At 71.7% G+C, this 16,637-nt stretch carries 13 protein-coding genes; 8 read left to right on the top strand and 5 right to left on the bottom strand.

Annotated features, from left to right (window positions below):
• Positions 1-504 carry a MarR family winged helix-turn-helix transcriptional regulator gene (locus tag ACWEQG_RS04760; RefSeq protein ID WP_452281754.1) on the bottom strand — a complete coding sequence of 168 codons (504 nt, stop codon included), beginning with the start codon at positions 502-504 and terminating at the stop codon, positions 1-3.
• Positions 505-589: 85 nt separating this feature from the next.
• Here ACWEQG_RS04760 and ACWEQG_RS04755 point away from each other — a divergent pair, with 85 nt between their 5' ends.
• Together ACWEQG_RS04755 and thrS are read left to right on the top strand one after the other, a co-directional pair.
• Positions 590-2,890: a phosphoketolase family protein gene (locus ACWEQG_RS04755; RefSeq protein ID WP_452281752.1), complete on the top strand. Its 2,301-nt coding sequence runs from the start codon at positions 590-592 to the stop codon at positions 2,888-2,890.
• 194 nt (positions 2,891-3,084) lie between these two features.
• A complete protein-coding gene (thrS, locus tag ACWEQG_RS04750) occupies positions 3,085-5,061 on the top strand; it encodes a threonine--tRNA ligase (protein WP_452281750.1) in 1,977 nt (658 codons plus the stop codon).
• A 78-nt stretch (positions 5,062-5,139) separates the two neighbouring features.
• On the opposite strand, the gene ACWEQG_RS04745 is transcribed toward thrS, so the two are convergent.
• The gene (locus tag ACWEQG_RS04745) at positions 5,140-5,658 is read right to left on the bottom strand and encodes an Asp23/Gls24 family envelope stress response protein (protein ID WP_452281748.1); all 519 of its coding nucleotides are present in this window, start codon (positions 5,656-5,658) and stop codon (positions 5,140-5,142) included.
• Positions 5,659-5,958: 300 nt separating this feature from the next.
• On the opposite strand from ACWEQG_RS04745, the gene ACWEQG_RS04740 reads away from it, so the two are divergent.
• On the top strand, positions 5,959-6,510 hold the full coding sequence (locus ACWEQG_RS04740; protein WP_346227065.1) for an HIT family protein: 552 nt from the start codon (positions 5,959-5,961) through the stop codon (positions 6,508-6,510).
• A 66-nt stretch (positions 6,511-6,576) separates the two neighbouring features.
• On the opposite strand, the gene ACWEQG_RS04735 is transcribed toward ACWEQG_RS04740, so the two are convergent.
• Positions 6,577-8,664 (bottom strand): hypothetical protein, encoded by a 2,088-nt coding sequence (locus tag ACWEQG_RS04735; RefSeq protein ID WP_452281746.1) that lies wholly within the window; start codon positions 8,662-8,664, stop codon positions 6,577-6,579.
• 105 nt (positions 8,665-8,769) lie between these two features.
• On the opposite strand from ACWEQG_RS04735, the gene ACWEQG_RS04730 reads away from it, so the two are divergent.
• Complete coding sequence (locus ACWEQG_RS04730; protein WP_452281744.1) at positions 8,770-9,021, top strand: TfoX/Sxy family protein; 252 nt, start codon at positions 8,770-8,772, stop codon at positions 9,019-9,021.
• Between the two features lie 18 nt (positions 9,022-9,039).
• On the opposite strand, the gene ACWEQG_RS04725 is transcribed toward ACWEQG_RS04730, so the two are convergent.
• Positions 9,040-10,644: a glycoside hydrolase family 10 protein gene (locus tag ACWEQG_RS04725; RefSeq protein WP_452281742.1), complete on the bottom strand. Its 1,605-nt coding sequence runs from the start codon at positions 10,642-10,644 to the stop codon at positions 9,040-9,042.
• Between the two features lie 235 nt (positions 10,645-10,879).
• Positions 10,880-13,012, bottom strand: a complete 2,133-nt coding sequence (locus ACWEQG_RS04720; RefSeq protein ID WP_452281740.1) for an elongation factor G-like protein EF-G2 — start codon at positions 13,010-13,012, stop codon at positions 10,880-10,882.
• A gap of 253 nt (positions 13,013-13,265) precedes the next feature.
• Here ACWEQG_RS04720 and pgsA point away from each other — a divergent pair, with 253 nt between their 5' ends.
• From pgsA to ACWEQG_RS04700, 4 genes are read left to right on the top strand one after another with little or no spacing between them, the layout of a single operon-like run.
• Positions 13,266-13,871: a phosphatidylinositol phosphate synthase gene (pgsA, locus tag ACWEQG_RS04715; protein ID WP_452282856.1), complete on the top strand. Its 606-nt coding sequence runs from the start codon at positions 13,266-13,268 to the stop codon at positions 13,869-13,871.
• Positions 13,868-14,878, top strand: a complete 1,011-nt coding sequence (locus tag ACWEQG_RS04710; protein WP_452281738.1) for a phosphatidylinositol mannoside acyltransferase — start codon at positions 13,868-13,870, stop codon at positions 14,876-14,878. Before pgsA ends, ACWEQG_RS04710 begins: the two co-directional genes overlap by 4 nt.
• Positions 14,875-16,008 carry a glycosyltransferase family 4 protein gene (locus ACWEQG_RS04705; RefSeq protein WP_452281736.1) on the top strand — a complete coding sequence of 378 codons (1,134 nt, stop codon included), beginning with the start codon at positions 14,875-14,877 and terminating at the stop codon, positions 16,006-16,008. The genes ACWEQG_RS04710 and ACWEQG_RS04705 overlap by 4 nt, the downstream gene beginning before the upstream one ends.
• Complete coding sequence (locus tag ACWEQG_RS04700) at positions 16,005-16,544, top strand: hypothetical protein (protein ID WP_452281734.1); 540 nt, start codon at positions 16,005-16,007, stop codon at positions 16,542-16,544. The genes ACWEQG_RS04705 and ACWEQG_RS04700 overlap by 4 nt, the downstream gene beginning before the upstream one ends.
• Positions 16,545-16,637: the final 93 nt, after the last annotated feature.

The raw sequence follows: 16,637 nt of genomic DNA, 5'->3' as shown, positions 1-16,637 counted from the left end.
TCACTGGGCGGCGGCGTCGAGTTCGCGGGGACCCTCGACCTCGTCGGCCCGGTGTTCGAAGGCCGCGAGGATCGTGGCGAGGATCTCGCGGAACTGCCGCACCTGACCGGGGGTGAGGGGGTCGAACAGCACCCGCCGGACCTCCTCCACGTGGCCGGGCGCCGCCTTCACGATCGCGGCGAAGCCCTCGTCGGTGAGCTCGGCGACGGTCGTGCGCCGGTCCTCCGGCCGCTTGAGCCGCCGCACCCAGCCCTTCTCCTCCAGCCGGGAGACGGCGTGGGACAGGCGGCTGACCGAATACTGGAGCATGGCGGACAGCTCCGTCATCGTCATGGTCCGCCCGGGCGACTCGGAGAGGACCACCAGGATCATGTAGTAGGCGTGCGGCATGCTCGAGTCGCGCTGCAACTGCCGTTCGAGAGCCTCCTGGAGAAGCTGACTCGTCCGCAGGTAGGCGCGCCAGGTGCGCTGCTCCTCCTCGTCGAGCCATCGGGTGCCGGGCATGGCGCCAAGACTACCGCCGTGAGCAGCTTGATCTTGGGGCGAAAGACCCTGGTTCGGCCGCCGCCCTTGGGAAAGTGTCATGGGCATGAGCGCATACGGGAACATCGACGCCTACTGGCGGGCCGCGAACTATCTGTCCGTCGGCCAGATCTATCTGATGGACAACCCGCTGCTGACCGAGCCACTCAAGCCCGAGCACGTCAAGCCGCGACTGCTCGGCCACTGGGGGACGACCCCCGGGCTCAACTTCTGCTTCGCCCACTTGAACCGGATCATCCGGGAGCGGGACCAGGACATGATCTACATCGCCGGCCCCGGCCACGGCGGCCCGGCGGCGGTCGCCCACGCGTGGCTCGAAGGCACCTACACCGAGCGCTACCCCCACATCACGCGGGACGCCGAGGGCATGCGCCGGCTCTTCCGGCAGTTCTCCTTCCCCGGCGGCATCCCCAGCCACGTCGCCCCCGAGACTCCGGGCTCCATCCACGAGGGCGGCGAGCTCGGCTACGCCCTCTCCCACGCGTACGGCGCGGCCTTCGACAACCCCGGCCTTGTCGTGGCCTGCGTGGTCGGAGACGGCGAGGCCGAGACCGGCCCGCTCGCCACCGCGTGGCACTCCAACAAGTTCCTCAACCGGGACACCGACGGGGTGGTCCTGCCGATCCTGCACCTGAACGGGTACAAGATCGCCAACCCGACCGTGCTGGCCAGGATCCCCGAGGAGGAGCTGATCAAGCTCATCGAGGGGTACGGCTACCGCCCGCACATCGTCTCCGGCCACGAACCGGCCGAGATGCACGAGCTGATGGCCGGCACCCTCGACACGGTCTTCGACCAGATGGCCGACGGCGGCCCGCTGCCGATGATCATCCTGCGTACGCCGAAGGGCTGGACCGGGCCGCGCGAGGTCGACGGGCTGCCTGTCGAAGGCACCTGGCGCGCCCACCAGGTGCCGCTGACCGACGTACGGGACCGGTCGGACCGGCTGGCGGCCCTGGAGGAGTGGATGCGCTCCTACCGGCCGGAGGAGCTGTTCGACGTCGACGGACGGCCCATCGCGACGATCACGGAGACCGTCCCGGACGGGCCGCTGCGGATGAGCGCCAGCCCGCACGCCAACGGCGGCGAACTGCTGCGCCCGCTGGTGCTCCCCGACTTCCGGGAATACGCGGTCGAGGTCAAGGCTCCGGCGTCGGCCTCCAGCGAGCCGACCCGCGTCCTCGGGACGTTCCTGCGCGACGTCATCGCCGCCAACCCTGCGAACTTCCGGCTGCTCGGCCCGGACGAGACCGCCTCCAACCGCCTGTCGGCCGTCTTCGAGGCGACCGGCAAGGAGTGGGAGGCCGCCCTGCTGCCGACCGACGAGAACCTCGGCCCCCGGGGCAGGGTCATGGAGGTGCTCAGCGAGCACCAGTGCCAGGGCTGGCTGGAGGGCTACCTGCTGACCGGCCGCCACGGGCTGTTCAACTGCTACGAGGCCTTCATCCACATCGTCGACGCGATGTTCAACCAGCACGCCAAATGGCTGGAGTCCTCTCGCAAGATCCCCTGGCGGCGGCCGGTCGCCTCGCTGAACTACCTGTTGTCGTCCCACGTGTGGCGCCAGGACCACAACGGCTTCAGCCACCAGGACCCCGGCTTCCTCGACGTCGTCGCGAACAAGAAGGCCGAGGTCGTGCGCGTCTACCTGCCACCGGACGCCAACACCCTGCTGTCGGTCGCCGACCACTGCCTGCGCTCGCGCGACTACGTCAACGTCGTCGTGGCCGGCAAGCAGCCCGTGCTCGACCTGATGAGCATGGACCAGGCGGTCGTCCACTGCAGCCGCGGGCTGGGCATCCTCGACTGGGCCTCCACCGACGAGGGCGCCGACCCCGACGTCGTGCTCGCCTGCGCCGGAGACGTGCCCACGCTGGAGACCCTGGCCGCCGCCGCGCTGCTCCGCGAGCACCTGCCCGAGCTGCGGATCCGGGTGATCAACGTGGTCGACCTCATGCGGCTGCAGCCGGCCTCCGAGCACCCGCACGGCCTGCCCGACGCCGAGTTCGACGCGCTGTTCACCACGGGCCGGCCGATCATCTTCAACTTCCACGGCTACCCGTGGCTGATCCACCGCCTGACCTACCGGCGCAACGGGCACGACAACCTGCACGTGCGCGGCTACAAGGAGGAGGGCACCACGACCACGCCGTTCGACATGGCGATGCTCAACGACATCGACCGCTTCCACCTGGTGATGGACGTGATCGACCGGGTGCCCGGCCTGGGCAGCCGCGCGGCCCACCTGCGCCAGCGCATGGCCGACGCCCGGCTGCGGGCCCGCGCGCACACCCGCGAGTACGGCGAGGACCCCGCCGAGATCCGCGACTGGACGTGGCCGTACTGACTCCGCGGGCCCGGTGGATCCCGGCCCCCTCTCGCGCCGTGACCGGGACGCGGGCGCGGCGGCGCGGGCGGGCGCGGCGCATCCCCGCCATTAGGGGGCGGCGGCACCGGTAGCATCGGAGGCGACCGGTGCCGCCGCCCCGCGTGCGCGCGGCCACCGAGATCCACGCATCGAACCTGTCCTAAGGAGCCACCGTGTCCGCCGCCCTTGAGATACGCATCACCCTCGCCGGAGCCGAGCGCGTGGTGGCGGCGGGTACGACGGCCGGGGAGGCGCTCGGCGCCGACGGCAGGTCGGTGATCGCCGCCCGGATCAACGGCGAGCTGCGCGACCTGGCCGCCGAGGTCGCCGAGGGCGACGTGGTCGAGCCGGTCGCGATCGACAGCTCCGACGGCCGGGCCATCCTGCGCCACTCCACCGCGCACGTCATGGCCCAGGCCGTCCAGGAGATCTTCCCCGAGGCCAGGCTCGGCATCGGCCCGCCGGTCGAGAACGGCTTCTACTACGACTTCGACGTGCGCGAGCCCTTCACCCCCGACGACCTCAAGCGCATCGAGAAGCGCATGCGCGAGATCGTCAAGCAGGGGCAGACGTTCCGGCGCCGCCCGGTCGGCGACGACGAGGCCCGCGAGGAGCTCGCCGCCGAGCCGTACAAGCTGGAGCTCATCGGGCTCAAGGGCGGCGCGGCCGAGGCGGCCGACGGCGCGAACGTCGAGGTCGGCGGCGGCCAGCTCACCATCTACGACAACCTCGACCCCAAGTCGGGCGAGCTGTGCTGGAAGGACCTGTGCCGGGGGCCGCACCTGCCGACCACCCGCGTCATCCCGGCCTTCAAGCTGATGCGGTCCGGCGGCGCGTACTGGCGGGGCAGCGAGAAGAACCCGCAGCTCCAGCGCATCTACGGCACCGCCTGGGAGTCCCGCGAGAAGCAGGACGAGTACCTCAAGTTCCTGGAGGAGGCCGAGAAGCGCGACCACCGCAAGCTCGGCGCCGAGCTCGACCTGTTCTCCTTCCCGGACGAGCTGGGCTCCGGCCTGCCGGTCTTCCACCCCAAGGGCGGCATCATCCGCCGGGTGATGGAGGACTACTCGCGCCGCAGGCACGAGGAGGCGGGCTACTCCTTCGTCAACACCCCGCACATCACCAAGGAGAATCTGTACAAGATCTCCGGCCACCTCGACTGGTACGCCGACGGCATGTTCCCTCCGATGGAGCTGGAGGGCGCGCGCTACTACCTCAAGCCGATGAACTGCCCGATGCACAACCTGATCTTCAGGTCGCGCGGGCGGTCCTACCGCGAGCTGCCGCTGCGGCTGTTCGAGTTCGGCACCGTGTACCGGTATGAGAAGTCGGGCGTGGTGCACGGCCTGACCCGCGTACGCGGGCTGACCCAGGACGACGCGCACATCTACTGCACCCAGGAGCAGATGCGCGACGAGCTCAAGTCACTGCTGCGGTTCGTGCTCGACCTGCTGCGCGACTACGGCCTCGACGACTTCTACCTGGAGCTTTCCACCAAGGACCCGGAGAAGTACGTCGGCTCCGACGAGGTGTGGGAGCAGGCCACCGAGACCCTGCGCGAGGTCGCCGAGTCCGAGAACCTGAAGCTGGTTCTCGACCCGGGCGGCGCGGCCTTCTACGGCCCGAAGATCTCGGTGCAGGCGCGGGACGCCATCGGCCGCACCTGGCAGATGTCCACCATCCAGCTCGACTTCAACCTGCCCGAGCTGTTCGAGCTGGAATACCAGGCTGCGGACGGCACCAGGAAGCGGCCCGTCAAGATCCACCGGGCGCTGTTCGGGTCGATCGAGCGGTTCTTCGGCGTGCTGGTCGAGCACTACGCGGGCGCCTTCCCTCCGTGGCTGGCCCCTGTGCAGGTGGTCGGCATCCCGATCGCCGACGCCCACGCGCCCTACCTGCAGGACGTCGCCAAGCGGCTGCGTGAGCAGGGCATCAGGGTCGAGGTCGACGAGAGCGACGACCGCATGCAGAAGAAGATCCGCAACGCGCAGAAGGCCAAGGTGCCGTACATGCTGCTGGCGGGCGACGACGACATCGCCGCCGGCGCGGTGTCCTTCCGCTACCGCAACGGCGAGCAGAAGAACGGCGTGCCGATCGACGAGGCGATCAACGAGATCGTCGACGCCGTCCGCCGCCGCATCCAGGTCTGACGGAAGACAGTGGATCGGGCGTCCCCTCCGGGGCGCCCGATCGCGCACGTTCAGCCCGCGACCGGCCCGAGCGCCGGCTCAGGAGGCCGGCGCCGCCTCGGCGGAGGAGCCCTGGCCGGGAAGGCGGACGTCGTCGACGGTCACGTTGACCTCGACCACGCGCATGCCGAGCATGCGGCCCACCGACCGGGCGACGTTGACCTTGACCTCGGTGGCGACGTCCATGACCACATGGCCGTATACGATGACGATGGTCACGTCGACGGAGACCTGCTGATCCCGGATCTCCGCCCGCACCCCCTGCGTCGCCCGCTTGGTCCCCACGCCGATGCGGTCGCGTACGGATTCAAAGGCGCGCTCGAGGTCGCCGCCCAGGTCGGCGACACCGGGGATCTCCAGGGCGGCCAGCGCGGCGACCTTCTCCACGACCTCGTCGGCGACCTTGATGCGGCCCTTGAGGTCGTCCGCGGTCGGAACGTCGGGCCGGGGTGTCGCCGCGAGCGGTTCCGGCTCCGCCGCCGGGTCGCCGAGGCCCGCCTCGGTGTACGCGTCGACCTGCTCTTCCATCCGCTCCTCGACGGCGGCGGCCTCGCTCATGTGACGGCTCCATAAGGGTGGGGGGCGTCCGGCAGGTGCATTCTGCCCGACGACCAGGCGGGCCGTCCGGCGTCCGCGCATATCGGCGCACCGCGAATGCCGGCACACAGGCCGGACGGGCGGCCCGGGCTCCCCGCCGGGGGAGCGTGTCTCCGCCGCTCCCGGTCAACCCGGCGGGTGGGGAGAGATCCCCGGGGTCATATGCTGCTGCCGTGCCGTCGCTGTGCCGCCGCTGAGCCGTCGTGCGGGCGGAGGCGGCGGCGACCTGGCACAGGGGACGGACCGGAGGGAAGCACGACCGTGGATTCAGAGCCGATCGAGCAGGCCGGCGCCGGGGTTCCCGACAGCTTCCAGCGCCTGTGGACCCCGCACCGGATGGCCTACATCAAAGGCGAGAACAAGCCCAGCGGGTCCGGGGTGGACGACGGCTGCCCGTTCTGCGAGATCCCGAAGCTGTCCGACGAGGACGGGCTGATCGTGGCGCGGGGATCGGCCGTGTTCGCCGTGCTCAACCTCTACCCGTACAACTCCGGGCACCTGATGGTCTGCCCCTACCGCCACGTGTCGGACTACGCCGACCTCGACGGACCGGAGACGGCCGAGCTGGCCGAGTTCACCAAGCGCGCGACGCAGGCGCTGCGCAAGGCGAGCGGAGCGCAGGGCTTCAACGTCGGCATGAACCTCGGCGGCGTGGCGGGCGCGGGCATCGCCGCCCACCTCCACCAGCACGTCGTGCCCCGGTGGGGCGGCGACACCAACTTCATGCCGGTGGTCGGGCGCACCAAGGTGCTGCCGCAGCTGCTGCGCGACACCCGCGACCTGCTCGCCGACGCGTGGCCCGCCTCCTCCTGAGCGCCTCCTCCTGAGCGCCTGCTCCTGACCGGGCCGTACGCCGCGCGACGACCGGCCCGCGGGCGATCAGGCCGCCGGGGCCGGCTCGCCGTGCTGCAGAGCGCGGATGCCCGCGCTGAGGACGAGCGGCACGGCCAGGGCGAGGGCCATGGACAGCACCGCGGCTCCCGAGTCGTTGACGAGCATGCCGACCAGCCCGCTGACGAGCGCGCCGAGCAGGCCCGCCCTGAGCATGGGCGCCCGTTCGAACGCGATCGGCAGGACCCCGGCGCTCGCCGCCCCCGGCCGCAGCAGCGCGAAGACGAGGAACGCGAACGCGGCGATCACCACGGGCATCAGGTTGGGGCTGAGCAGCGTGGCCAGCATCGCCCCGAGCTTGCGGGAGATCACCGGCAGGAACGTGCCGTCGGCCACCTGCCCCACGAAGCGGCCGAGGTGGGTCTGGCTGGCCGGGGGACGCAGGTAATCGAGGTAGGCGATGGCCATCACCAGCACGCCGCCCGCGGCGCAGAAGGCGCCCAGCTTCACGATCGACACCCGCCTGCCCGCCACGATCAGCGCGGTGACCGCGATGCCCGGCACGAAGGCGATGACGCCGCCGAAGTCGCTGCCCACGCCCGGCCAGCCGTCGAGCAGCATCGCGAAGGCCCCGAGCGTGGCGACCAGGGCCACCGCGACGCCCTTGCGGCCCGCCCTGACCAGCCGGTCGGCGGCGGCGGTGGTGACGAGCAGCACGGCCGTGGCGAGCAACGCGAAGGGGATGTTCCCCAGGCCGTAGTAGCGGGCGCCGACCACGCCCGTGTAGCCCATCAGGCTGTTGAGCTGCAGGGGGGTGCCGGTCAGCAGGTCGCCGAGCAGCACCGCCGAGGTCACCGCGGCGATCACGGTCAGCGGCCCGAGCACGGCGCGCCGCCACGGCCCCGCGAGGGCCGCCACGGTGAGCGCCGCCGCGATCACCGCGATCGAGGCGAAGAGCGTCAGCGCGGGCTGTGCCGTACGGGCCCACGGGGTGAGGTTGACGAGGTAGGTCGAGACGGGGATCGCGGCGAGCGCCACGGCGGCGGCCCGTACGGCGGGCAGCCCGTCGCGGCGGCGCAGCAGCACGAACGCGACGACGTAGAAGAGCACCTGGAGCACGGCGAGGGTGGTGAAGAAGACGCCGGTCATGTCGCGGATCGTCTGCCCGGCCACGTCGGCGGTGCGCAGGGCCGCGACGCGCTCGTCCGGGGTCGCGGCGGCCGCGTGGGTCTCGACCGGCACGCCCACGACGTTCGCGGGAGCGGCCACCCCGGCCCGCGCCAGGATCGTGGCGGTGAGGTCAGGGACAATGATCATGTCGTCCCGGTGCGTGGAGCGGGCGCCGAGCGTGCCCGCCATCCCGCCGCCGTGGAGCATCGCGGCCCTGAGGTGGGGGACCGAGCCGTGGTCGGAGAGCCCGGCGACCAGCACCGTCGCCGATCCGAGCCGCGGCAGGAACGACCCGAGCTTCGCGTCGGCCGCCCGCGCCGCGGCCCGCCGCGCGGCGGCGGGCAGGAGTTCGGGCACGTCGGTCAGCCGGTCGCCGGAGATGTAGGGCGCGATGAGGTCGGGGATCTCCACGGCGACCACGTCGCCGCCCGACCACTGCGTGACCTCCGCCGGTGAGGGGGCGTAGACGTCGACCCGGCCCTCGCGGTCGGCCAGCGCGAGCGCGGCTCCCGGGCCGACGGCCATCGTCGTCCGCCCGGCCGCGTGCAGGGCCTGCCCGAGCGTGCCCGCGTCGCGCTGCCCCCGGGCCTCCCACAGCCAGGAGAACTCGGGGATCGCCGCCCCCGCGCCGTCCGCCTCGGGAGTGGGCGCCATGCCGCACCCGCCGCCCACCGCCGACCGCACCCCGGCCGAGACCGTGAGCCAGGCGTCGTACGGGCAGGTGTCCTTGCGCACGGCCCGCACCGACAGCGAGCCGAGGGCCGAGTCGCCGGCGAGCCGCCAGAGGGTCGGCGTGTCCTCCGGGGTGACGTCGCTCCACATCAGCCCGGGAATCCCGACGAGCACCACCCGCTCCCCGGCCGCCGTCCCGCTCTCACCCGGCCCGGCCGTGACCGCCGCGGACGCCGCCGGGGCGAGGGCCGCGACCGACACGCCGAACACGACGGCGACGAGCGCGCGCTTCACCCACGTGCCTCTCACCCGTGACCCCCAGACCCGCACATGATCTTGGAAAAACCCGCGACCACGCTACCGGACCCGTCGGCGCCCGCGCAGCCACACAATGAACGGATGAAGCTGGAGGACATGCGCAATCTGGGACCGAAGAGCGGGGAGTGGCTCGGGCGGGTGGGCATCGACAACCCGGAGCGGCTCGCCGAGCTCGGGGCGGTGGAGGCCTACCGGCGCCTCCGGGACGCCGGCACGCCCGGACTGTCGCTGAACGCGCTGTGGGCCATGGACGGCGCGCTCGAGGACGTCGATTGGCGGCTCATCCCCGCCGAGCGCAAGCGGGAGCTCCTGGCCGAGCTCGACGAGGGATGAACGCCATCGGGCCCCGCGTCAGCCCGCCCGGGTCGCCGGGCTCTCGTTGCCGAGACGGTCGACGGTGGTGACGTAGTAGGTGCCGGAGCCGCCGGCGGCGTACGACGGGGCGCCGGAGGCCGGCACGACCGCCACCAGGTTGCGCGCGTCCGCCGTCGCGCAGGAGGCGTCCTTGTCCGCCACCCGGTAGACGGCGTACGCCTGCGCGCCCGGCTGGGCCTGCCAGGTCAGCGTCCCGCCGGAGGCCTTCACCGCGCGCGGGGCGACGGGCGGCGTGGCGCTCGCCCTGAGCACCGGCGGCAGCGCCGGGCGGGCGTAGTGGCTCTTCGCGATCCGGTCGAGCACGCCCAACGGGTTCTTCACCAGCTGCGCCGCGCTGAAGTAGACGTCGCCCGAGATCTCCGGATACTTGCGGTTCAGGGTGAGGTGGGCGGGCAGCTCGCCAGCCTTGGTCCAGGCGGGGGTGTCGGCGGCCCCGACCCGGTAGAGGGCCTGCCCGATGTAGAGGTCGACGGCGGTGCCCTTCACCGCGTCGGCCCACCACTTGGCGAGCACGGAGTAGTCGGCCGCGGCGAACCCGCGGGGCCAGTAGAGCTGGGGCATCACGTAGTCGACCGAGCCCGCCTTGATCCACGCCTTGGCGTCCGCGTAGATCGAGTCGTAGGCCGACATGCCCTTGGTGGCCGAACCCGCCGGGTCCTCGGCCTTGTTGCGCCAGATGCCGAACGGGCTGATCCCGAAGACGGTGTGCGGCTTGGCCGAGTGGACCGCCTGCGAGACCTCGGCGACCAGCTGGTTCACGTTGCGCCGCCGCCAGTCGGCCAGCGGCACGCCCTTGCCGTACTTCTTGTACGCGGCCTGGTCGGCGAACCGCGTGCCCTGCCCGGGGTAGGGGTAGAAGTAGTCGTCGAAGTGGACGCCGTCGACGTCGTAGCGCTTGACGACGTCGGTCACGACCTTGGTCACCCAGCCGCGCACCTGCGGCAGGCCGGGGTTGTAGTACAGCTTGCCCTCGTGCTTGACGGTCCAGTCGGGGTGGAGCCGCGCCGGGTGCCCGGCGGGCAGCTTCGAGGAGGCGGAGTCGGCCGCCCGGTAGGGGTTGAACCACGCGTGGAACTGCAGGCCGCGCTTGTGGGCCTCGTCGACCAGGAACGGCAGCGGGTCCCAGCCCGGGTCCTGGCCCGCCGTGCCGGTGAGCCACTGGGACCACGGCTCCAGCGACGAGCGGTAGATCGCGTCCGAGGCGGGCCGGACCTGGAAGAACACCGAGTTCAGGCGCCGTTTCACGGCGTTGTCGAGGATTTTCACGTATTCGGCCTTCTGCCGGTCGGGCGGCAGTCCCGGCTTCGACGGCCAGTCGAGATTGTGCACGGTGGCGATCCAGACGCCGCGTAGCTGGCGCTTGGGATATTTCACGTTGACGGCGCAGGTGTCGGCCGCCGTGAGCGTCTCCGCCCTGACCTGCTGCCGCTGCGCCTTCGGAGCCACCGTACGGCCGGCCTTCTCGGCGCCGACCTTCTCGGCCTGGGCGCCGGGGCCGAACGTGTAGGCGGCTCCGACCGCGACCGCGGCGATGACGGTGGTCGCGATCAACGGACGGATGACCTGTCCCCGATCGGTCACGTGGCTACCCCTCCGATTTGCCAGTAAGTCCGGCCATAAGTCTTACACCGGCAAAAGAATGGTTTAGCCAGAAAAACGAAATGAACTTGTGATACGCATGTGACGCCGGGCACCTATCGGGGCTCCCCGTACGGCGCGAAAACGAAACCCGGCCCCTGGAAAAGGACCGGGTGAGCTGCGCGGACGCGACGGGACCCCGGCGGCGGGGAGGCGGGCCGCCGGGGTCCCGGCCGGGCTACTGCTCGCCCGCCGCGGCCACCTTGCCGGCCAGATGCGCGGGCAGGGGCTCGTACCGCAGGAAGGAACGGGTGAACGTGCCCGCCCCGTGGGACAGCGAGCGCAGGTCGATCGCGTACCGCGTGATCTCCAGTTGCGGCACCTCGGCGCGCACCAGCGTGCGGCCGGTGCCGACCGGTTCGGTGCCGAGCACCCTGCCCCGGCGGGAGGACAGGTCGGACATCACGGCTCCGACGTAGTCGTCGGCGACGAGGACCGCCACCTCGTCCACCGGTTCGAGCAGGTGCGTCGCCACCTTGGACGCGGCGTCCTTGAGCGCGAGCTGACCGGCGATCTGGAAGGCCATGTCGGACGAGTCGACCGAGTGGGCCTTGCCGTCGTAGAGCGTGACGCGGACGTCGACCATCGGATAGCCGGCGACCACCCCGCGTTCCATCTGCGCCCGCACGCCCTTCTCCACGGACGGGATGAACTGCCTCGGGACCACCCCGCCCACGATCTTGTCGACGAACTCGAACCCGCCGCCCGACGGCAGCGGCTCGACCTCGATGTGGCAGATCGCGTACTGCCCGTGGCCGCCGGTCTGCTTGACGTTGCGCCCCATGCCCTGCGCCTTGCCGGCGAAGGTCTCCCGCAGCGGCACCCGCAGGTCGATCTTCTCGACCTCGACCCCGTGCCGCTTGGCCAGCCGGTCGAGCAGGACGTCGGCGTGCGCCTCGCCCATGCACCACAGCACGAGCTGGCGGGTCTCGGCGTTGTTCTCCAGCCGCAGGGTCGGGTCCTCCGCGACCAGGCGGCTCAGGGCCTGGCTGAGCTTGTCCTCGTCGGCTTTCGACCTGGCACTGATCGCCACCGGCAGCAGCGGTTCGGGCATGGTCCACGCCTCGACCAGCAGCGGGTCGTCCTTGTCGGAGATCGTGTCGCCCGTCTCGGTCCGCGACAGCTTGGCCACCGCGCAGATGTCCCCGGCGACGCACTTGCCCATGGTCCGCTGGATCTTGCCCAGCGGCGACGACAGCGTGCCCACCCGCTCGTCGACGTCGTGGTCCTCGTGCCCCCGTTCCGCCAGACCGTGGCCGGAGACGTGCACGGTCATGTCCGGCCGCAGGGTGCCGGAGAAGACCCGGACCAGGCTGATCCGCCCGACGTACGGGTCACTCGTGGTCTTCACGACCTCGGCCACGAGCGGGCCGTCCGGGTCGGCGGTGATCTCCCTGCACGGCTTGCCGTCGATGGCGGTGATCTTCGGTAGCGGGTGTTCCAGGGGCGACGGGAAGCCCTGCGTGACGATTTCCAGGAGCTCCAGCAAGCCGACGCCGGGAGCCGTGGCGAGGACCGGGTAGAAGCCGGCCCGCGCGACCGCCTTCTCCAGGTCGTCGATCAGCACCTTGGTGTCGATCGTCTCGCCGGAGAGGTAGCGGTCCATGAGGGTCTCGTCCTCGCTCTCCTGGATGATCCCCTCGATGAGGTCGCCGCGGTACTGCTCGATGAGCGTGAGCTGGTCGGCGTCCGGCTCCCGCTCGGTCCGGCGGCCGCCGCCGTAGTCGAACAGCCGCTGCGAGAGCAGCCCGAGCAGCCCGGTGCCGTCCACCGGCAGATAGAGCGGCGCGACGCCGTCGCCGAACGCGTCCTGGCAGGTGGCGAGGACCTCGTCGAAGTTGGCGCGCTGATGGTCGATCTTGGTGATGACCACGGCGCGGGGCATCCCGACGAGCGCGCACTCCTCCCAGAGCATGCGGGTCAGCCCGTCCACGCCGTCGGCGGCCGAGACGACGAACAGCGCCGCGTCGGCCGCGCGCAGCCCGGCCCGCAGGTCGCCGACGAAGTCGGCGTACCCGGGGGTGTCCAAGAAGTTGATTTTGATGCCGTTGTAGACGACGGGGGCGACCGACAGGTTCACCGAGCGCTGCTGGCGCACCTCCACCTCGTCGAAGTCGCTGACCGTGGTGCCGTCCTCCACCCGGCCGGAACGCTGGATGGTGCCCGTCTCCGCGAGCAGCGCCTCGACCAGCGTGGTCTTCCCGGCCCCGGAATGGCCGACCAGCACGACATTGCGCACCATGTCCGGCCGATCGGCCGCGGGTGCCCTGCCCGCGGCCCCTGTTGTCGCGCCGGTTGATCTTTCGGCCACATCGCCTCCCGAATCTCGGAGCGGTCGGGATGGGCGCGTGGCACGCACCCCGCGCCGGCCGCTCGTGCCGTCGCTTCCCGCGCCCGGGGGCCCGCCCTTTCTCCGAAACCGCACGAAGATCTCCGTGACACCTCCGCGCGGCCCTGCGGGCGCGTGCTCTTCACCCTTTACCCATGTGGCGCATATCACAAGACTTTTCGGCCAATGTGCTTGCGAGGTGCGACAGCCCTGGATGGCCTACGATCGGACGGCGATGTTGAACATCCTGCGCCCCGCCGTCACCCGAGTCATGACCCCCCTGGGGCGAGCCCTCGCCCGATGGGGGATCTCGCCCGATGTGATCACGACGATCGGCACGCTCGGAGTGGTGGCCTCGGCCCTCGTCTTCTACCCCCGCGGGCATCTGTTCGCGGGAACGCTCGTCATCACGTTCTTCGTGCTCGCCGACCTCCTGGACGGCGTGCTGGCCCGCATGACGGGCAAGGGGAGCACGTGGGGCGCCTTCCTCGACTCCACGCTCGACCGCCTGGGCGACGCCTCGATCTTCTCGGGGCTGATCCTCTACTTCGTCCTCAAGGACGAGCCCGAGATCGTCCTCGCGGCAGTCGCGCTCTTCTGTCTTGTCGCGGGAGCATTGGTCTCCTACGCCAAGGCCAGGGCCGAGGGGCTCGGCATGACCGCGAACGTCGGCATCGCCGAGCGGGGGGAGCGTCTCGTGGTCGTGCTCGTCGCGGCCGGGCTGTCCGGCCTCGGCGTGCCGTACGTCCTGGCGGCGGGGCTCTGGCTGCTCGCCGCCGCCAGCGCCGTCACGGTGGTCCAGCGGATGGTGCACGTCTACAGACAGGCGGTGGTCGAATGAAGGGCACGGCCGGCCCACCCCAGGGGCGGTCCGGGCGACCTGGTGCGGCGCCGGGCGACCCGTCCCCCGCGCGCCCCGGCGCGGCGCCGCTCGCCGACCGGCTGGTCGCGGCCGCGTACACCGTCGGCTGGGCGGTGGTCCGCTACGTGCCGGGGCGGCTGGCCGCCTGGTTCTTCCAGGTCCTCGCCGACTGGCTGTGGCGCAGGCGGGGTAAGTCCGTGCGACGCCTGGAGGCCAACCTGGCCCGCGTCGTCGGCGGCGACCCCGGCGATCCGGCCGTGCGCGACCTGAGCCGGGCCGGCATGCGCTCCTACTTCCGGTACTGGATGGAGTCGTTCCGCTTCGCCGCCTACACCCGCGAGCGCATCCTCGACGACACCCGGGCGACCGGCGGCGAGCACATCTTCGACAACCTCGCCAGGGGCAGGGGAGTGGTGATCGCGCTGCCCCACATGGGCAACTACGACCTCGCCGGGGCCTGGCTGGTGCACAAGGGCCACCGCTTCACCACCGTCGCCGAGCGGCTGAAGCCGGAGTCGCTGTTCGAGCGCTTCGTCGCCTACCGCGAGCGGCTCGGCATGGAGGTGCTGCCGCTGACGGCCAAGGGCGGCGGCAGCGCGATGGCGTTCGGCACGCTCGCCAAGCGGCTGCGCGAGGGCCGGCCGGTGTGCCTGCCCGCCGAGCGCGACCTGACCGCCTCCGGCGTCGAGGTCGAGTTCTTCGGCGCCAGGACGCGCATGGTCGCCGGGCCCGCGCTGCTGGCGGTCCAGACGGGCGCCGCGCTGCTGCCCGCCGTGCTGTGGTTCGAGGACGACGGCTGGGGCATCCGGATCCACGAGGAGATCCCCGTGCCGTCGGAGGGGACGCGGCAGGAGAAGGTCGGGGTGATGACCCAGGCCATGGCGGCGGTGTTCGAGAAGGGCATCGCCGAGCACCCGGAGGACTGGCACATGCTCCAGCGCCTGTGGCTCGACGACCTGGAGCCGCACGCCGGAGCCGGGTCGTGAACATCGGCATCGTCTGCCCGTACACCTGGGAGGTTCCCGGGGGCGTGCAGGCGCACATCAGGGACCTGGCCGAGGCGCTCATCGACGACGGGCACAAGGTGTCGGTCATCGCCCCCGCCGCCGACGACGCCGAGCTGCCGCCGTACGTGACCCCGGCCGGCCGTGCGGTGCCCGTGCCGTACAACGGGTCGGTCGCCCGTCTGGCGTTCGGCTTCCTGTCGGCGAACCGGGTGCGCAAGTGGATCAGGGAGGGCGGGTTCGACGTGCTGCACGTGCACGAGCCCGCCGTGCCGTCCCTCGGCGTGCTGGCCTGCTGGGTGGCACGCGGGCCGATCGTGGCGACGTTCCACGCCTCCTACGAGAGGTCCCGGGCGATGTCCGTGGCGGCGCCGATGCTGCAGAGCGCGCTGGAGAAGATCACGGGCAGGATCGCGGTCTCCGACGCCGCCCGCAAGACGCTGGTGGAGCACCTGGGCGGCGACGCGGTGCTGATCCCGAACGGCGTCACGGTGCGCAGGTACGCCGAGGGCGAGCCGCTGCCGGGCTGGGGCCCGGACGGCGGCGTGATCGGCTTCCTCGGGCGGATGGACGAGCCGCGCAAGGGCCTGGCCGTGCTGCTGGAGGCGTTCGCGCTGCTCGCGCCCGAACGGCCGAAGCTGCGGCTGCTGATCGCCGGTCCCGGCGACCCCGACGACGTGCTCGGCCGGGTGCCCAAGCCGTACCGGGACAGGGTCGGGCTGCTCGGCATGGTCAGCGAGGCCGACAAGGTGCGCGCCTACCACTCCGTGGACGTCTTCTGCGCGCCCAACCTCGGCGGCGAGAGCTTCGGCATCGTGCTCACCGAGGCCATGTCGGCGGGGGCGCCGATCCTCGCCAGCGACATCCCCGCCTTCCGGCGCGTGCTGGGCGACGGCCAGGCCGGGGCGTTGTTCACGACCGGGGACCCCGCCGCTCTGGCGCTGGAGGCCGCGCGGCTGCTCGACGACCCCGGGCGCCGCGCCAAGCTCTCCGACGAGGCCCGTCAGGCCGTGTGGAAGTACGACTGGTCGACGGTGGCGCGGGAGGTCGTGCGCGTCTACGAGACCGTCACCCACGCCAGCGCGGGAGTCGTGGAGGACGCGCTGCCGTGACCACCACTGTCATCCTCGTGGCGGCCGTCGTCGTCGTGCTGTTCGCCGTCTACGTCTCCTGGCGGGCCGGGCGGCTCGACCGCCTCCACATCCGCCTGGAGACCGCGCAGGCCGCGCTCGACGCCGCGCTGCTGCGCCGCGCCGCGGTCTGCCTGGAGCTCGCCGGCTCGCGCATCCTCGACCCCGCCACCTCGCTGGTGCTCGCCGCGGCCGCCCACGAGGCCCGTACGGCGGGGCCGGACGAGCGCGAGCACGCCGAGAGCGACCTGTCGAGGACGCTGCGTGCGGTGGTCGAGCAGGAGCGGTTCAGGGAGAAGCTGGCCGAGCATCCCGCGGGGACGGCGCTGCTGGAGGAGCTGGACACGGCGGTCGCCAAGGTCGTCTACTCGCGCCGCTTCTACAACAACGCGGCCGCCGTCACCCGTACGGCGCAGGAGCGCTGGCTGGCCCGCACGCTGCGCCTGGCCGGGCACACCGATCCGCCCCGGTTCTTCGACATCGACGACGAACCGCCCGAGGCCCTCGCTACTGCATAGTCACTTTTTGTCGGGTATTTCGGGCTGATCCCGGTAAGCTCATGCCGTTTCATTGCCATGCTGGTCAACGGGTCCGCGTGGGCCAGGCCCGTC

This window comes from Microbispora sp. NPDC004025 (genome assembly GCF_053604425.1).
This window is presented reverse-complemented; position numbering and strand designations above follow the sequence as displayed.

Excerpts from the sequence above, each read along its gene's own strand:
- ACWEQG_RS04760 (WP_452281754.1), bottom strand. The coding sequence starts at position 504 with ATGCCCGGCACCCGATGGCTCGACGAGGAGGAGCAGCGCACCTGGCGC.
- ACWEQG_RS04755 (WP_452281752.1), top strand. The coding sequence starts at position 590 with ATGAGCGCATACGGGAACATCGACGCCTACTGGCGGGCCGCGAACTAT.
- ACWEQG_RS04745 (WP_452281748.1), bottom strand. The coding sequence starts at position 5,658 with ATGAGCGAGGCCGCCGCCGTCGAGGAGCGGATGGAAGAGCAGGTCGAC.
- ACWEQG_RS04730 (WP_452281744.1), top strand. The coding sequence starts at position 8,770 with ATGAAGCTGGAGGACATGCGCAATCTGGGACCGAAGAGCGGGGAGTGG.
- pgsA (WP_452282856.1), top strand. The coding sequence starts at position 13,266 with ATGTTGAACATCCTGCGCCCCGCCGTCACCCGAGTCATGACCCCCCTG.
- ACWEQG_RS04710 (WP_452281738.1), top strand. The coding sequence starts at position 13,868 with ATGAAGGGCACGGCCGGCCCACCCCAGGGGCGGTCCGGGCGACCTGGT.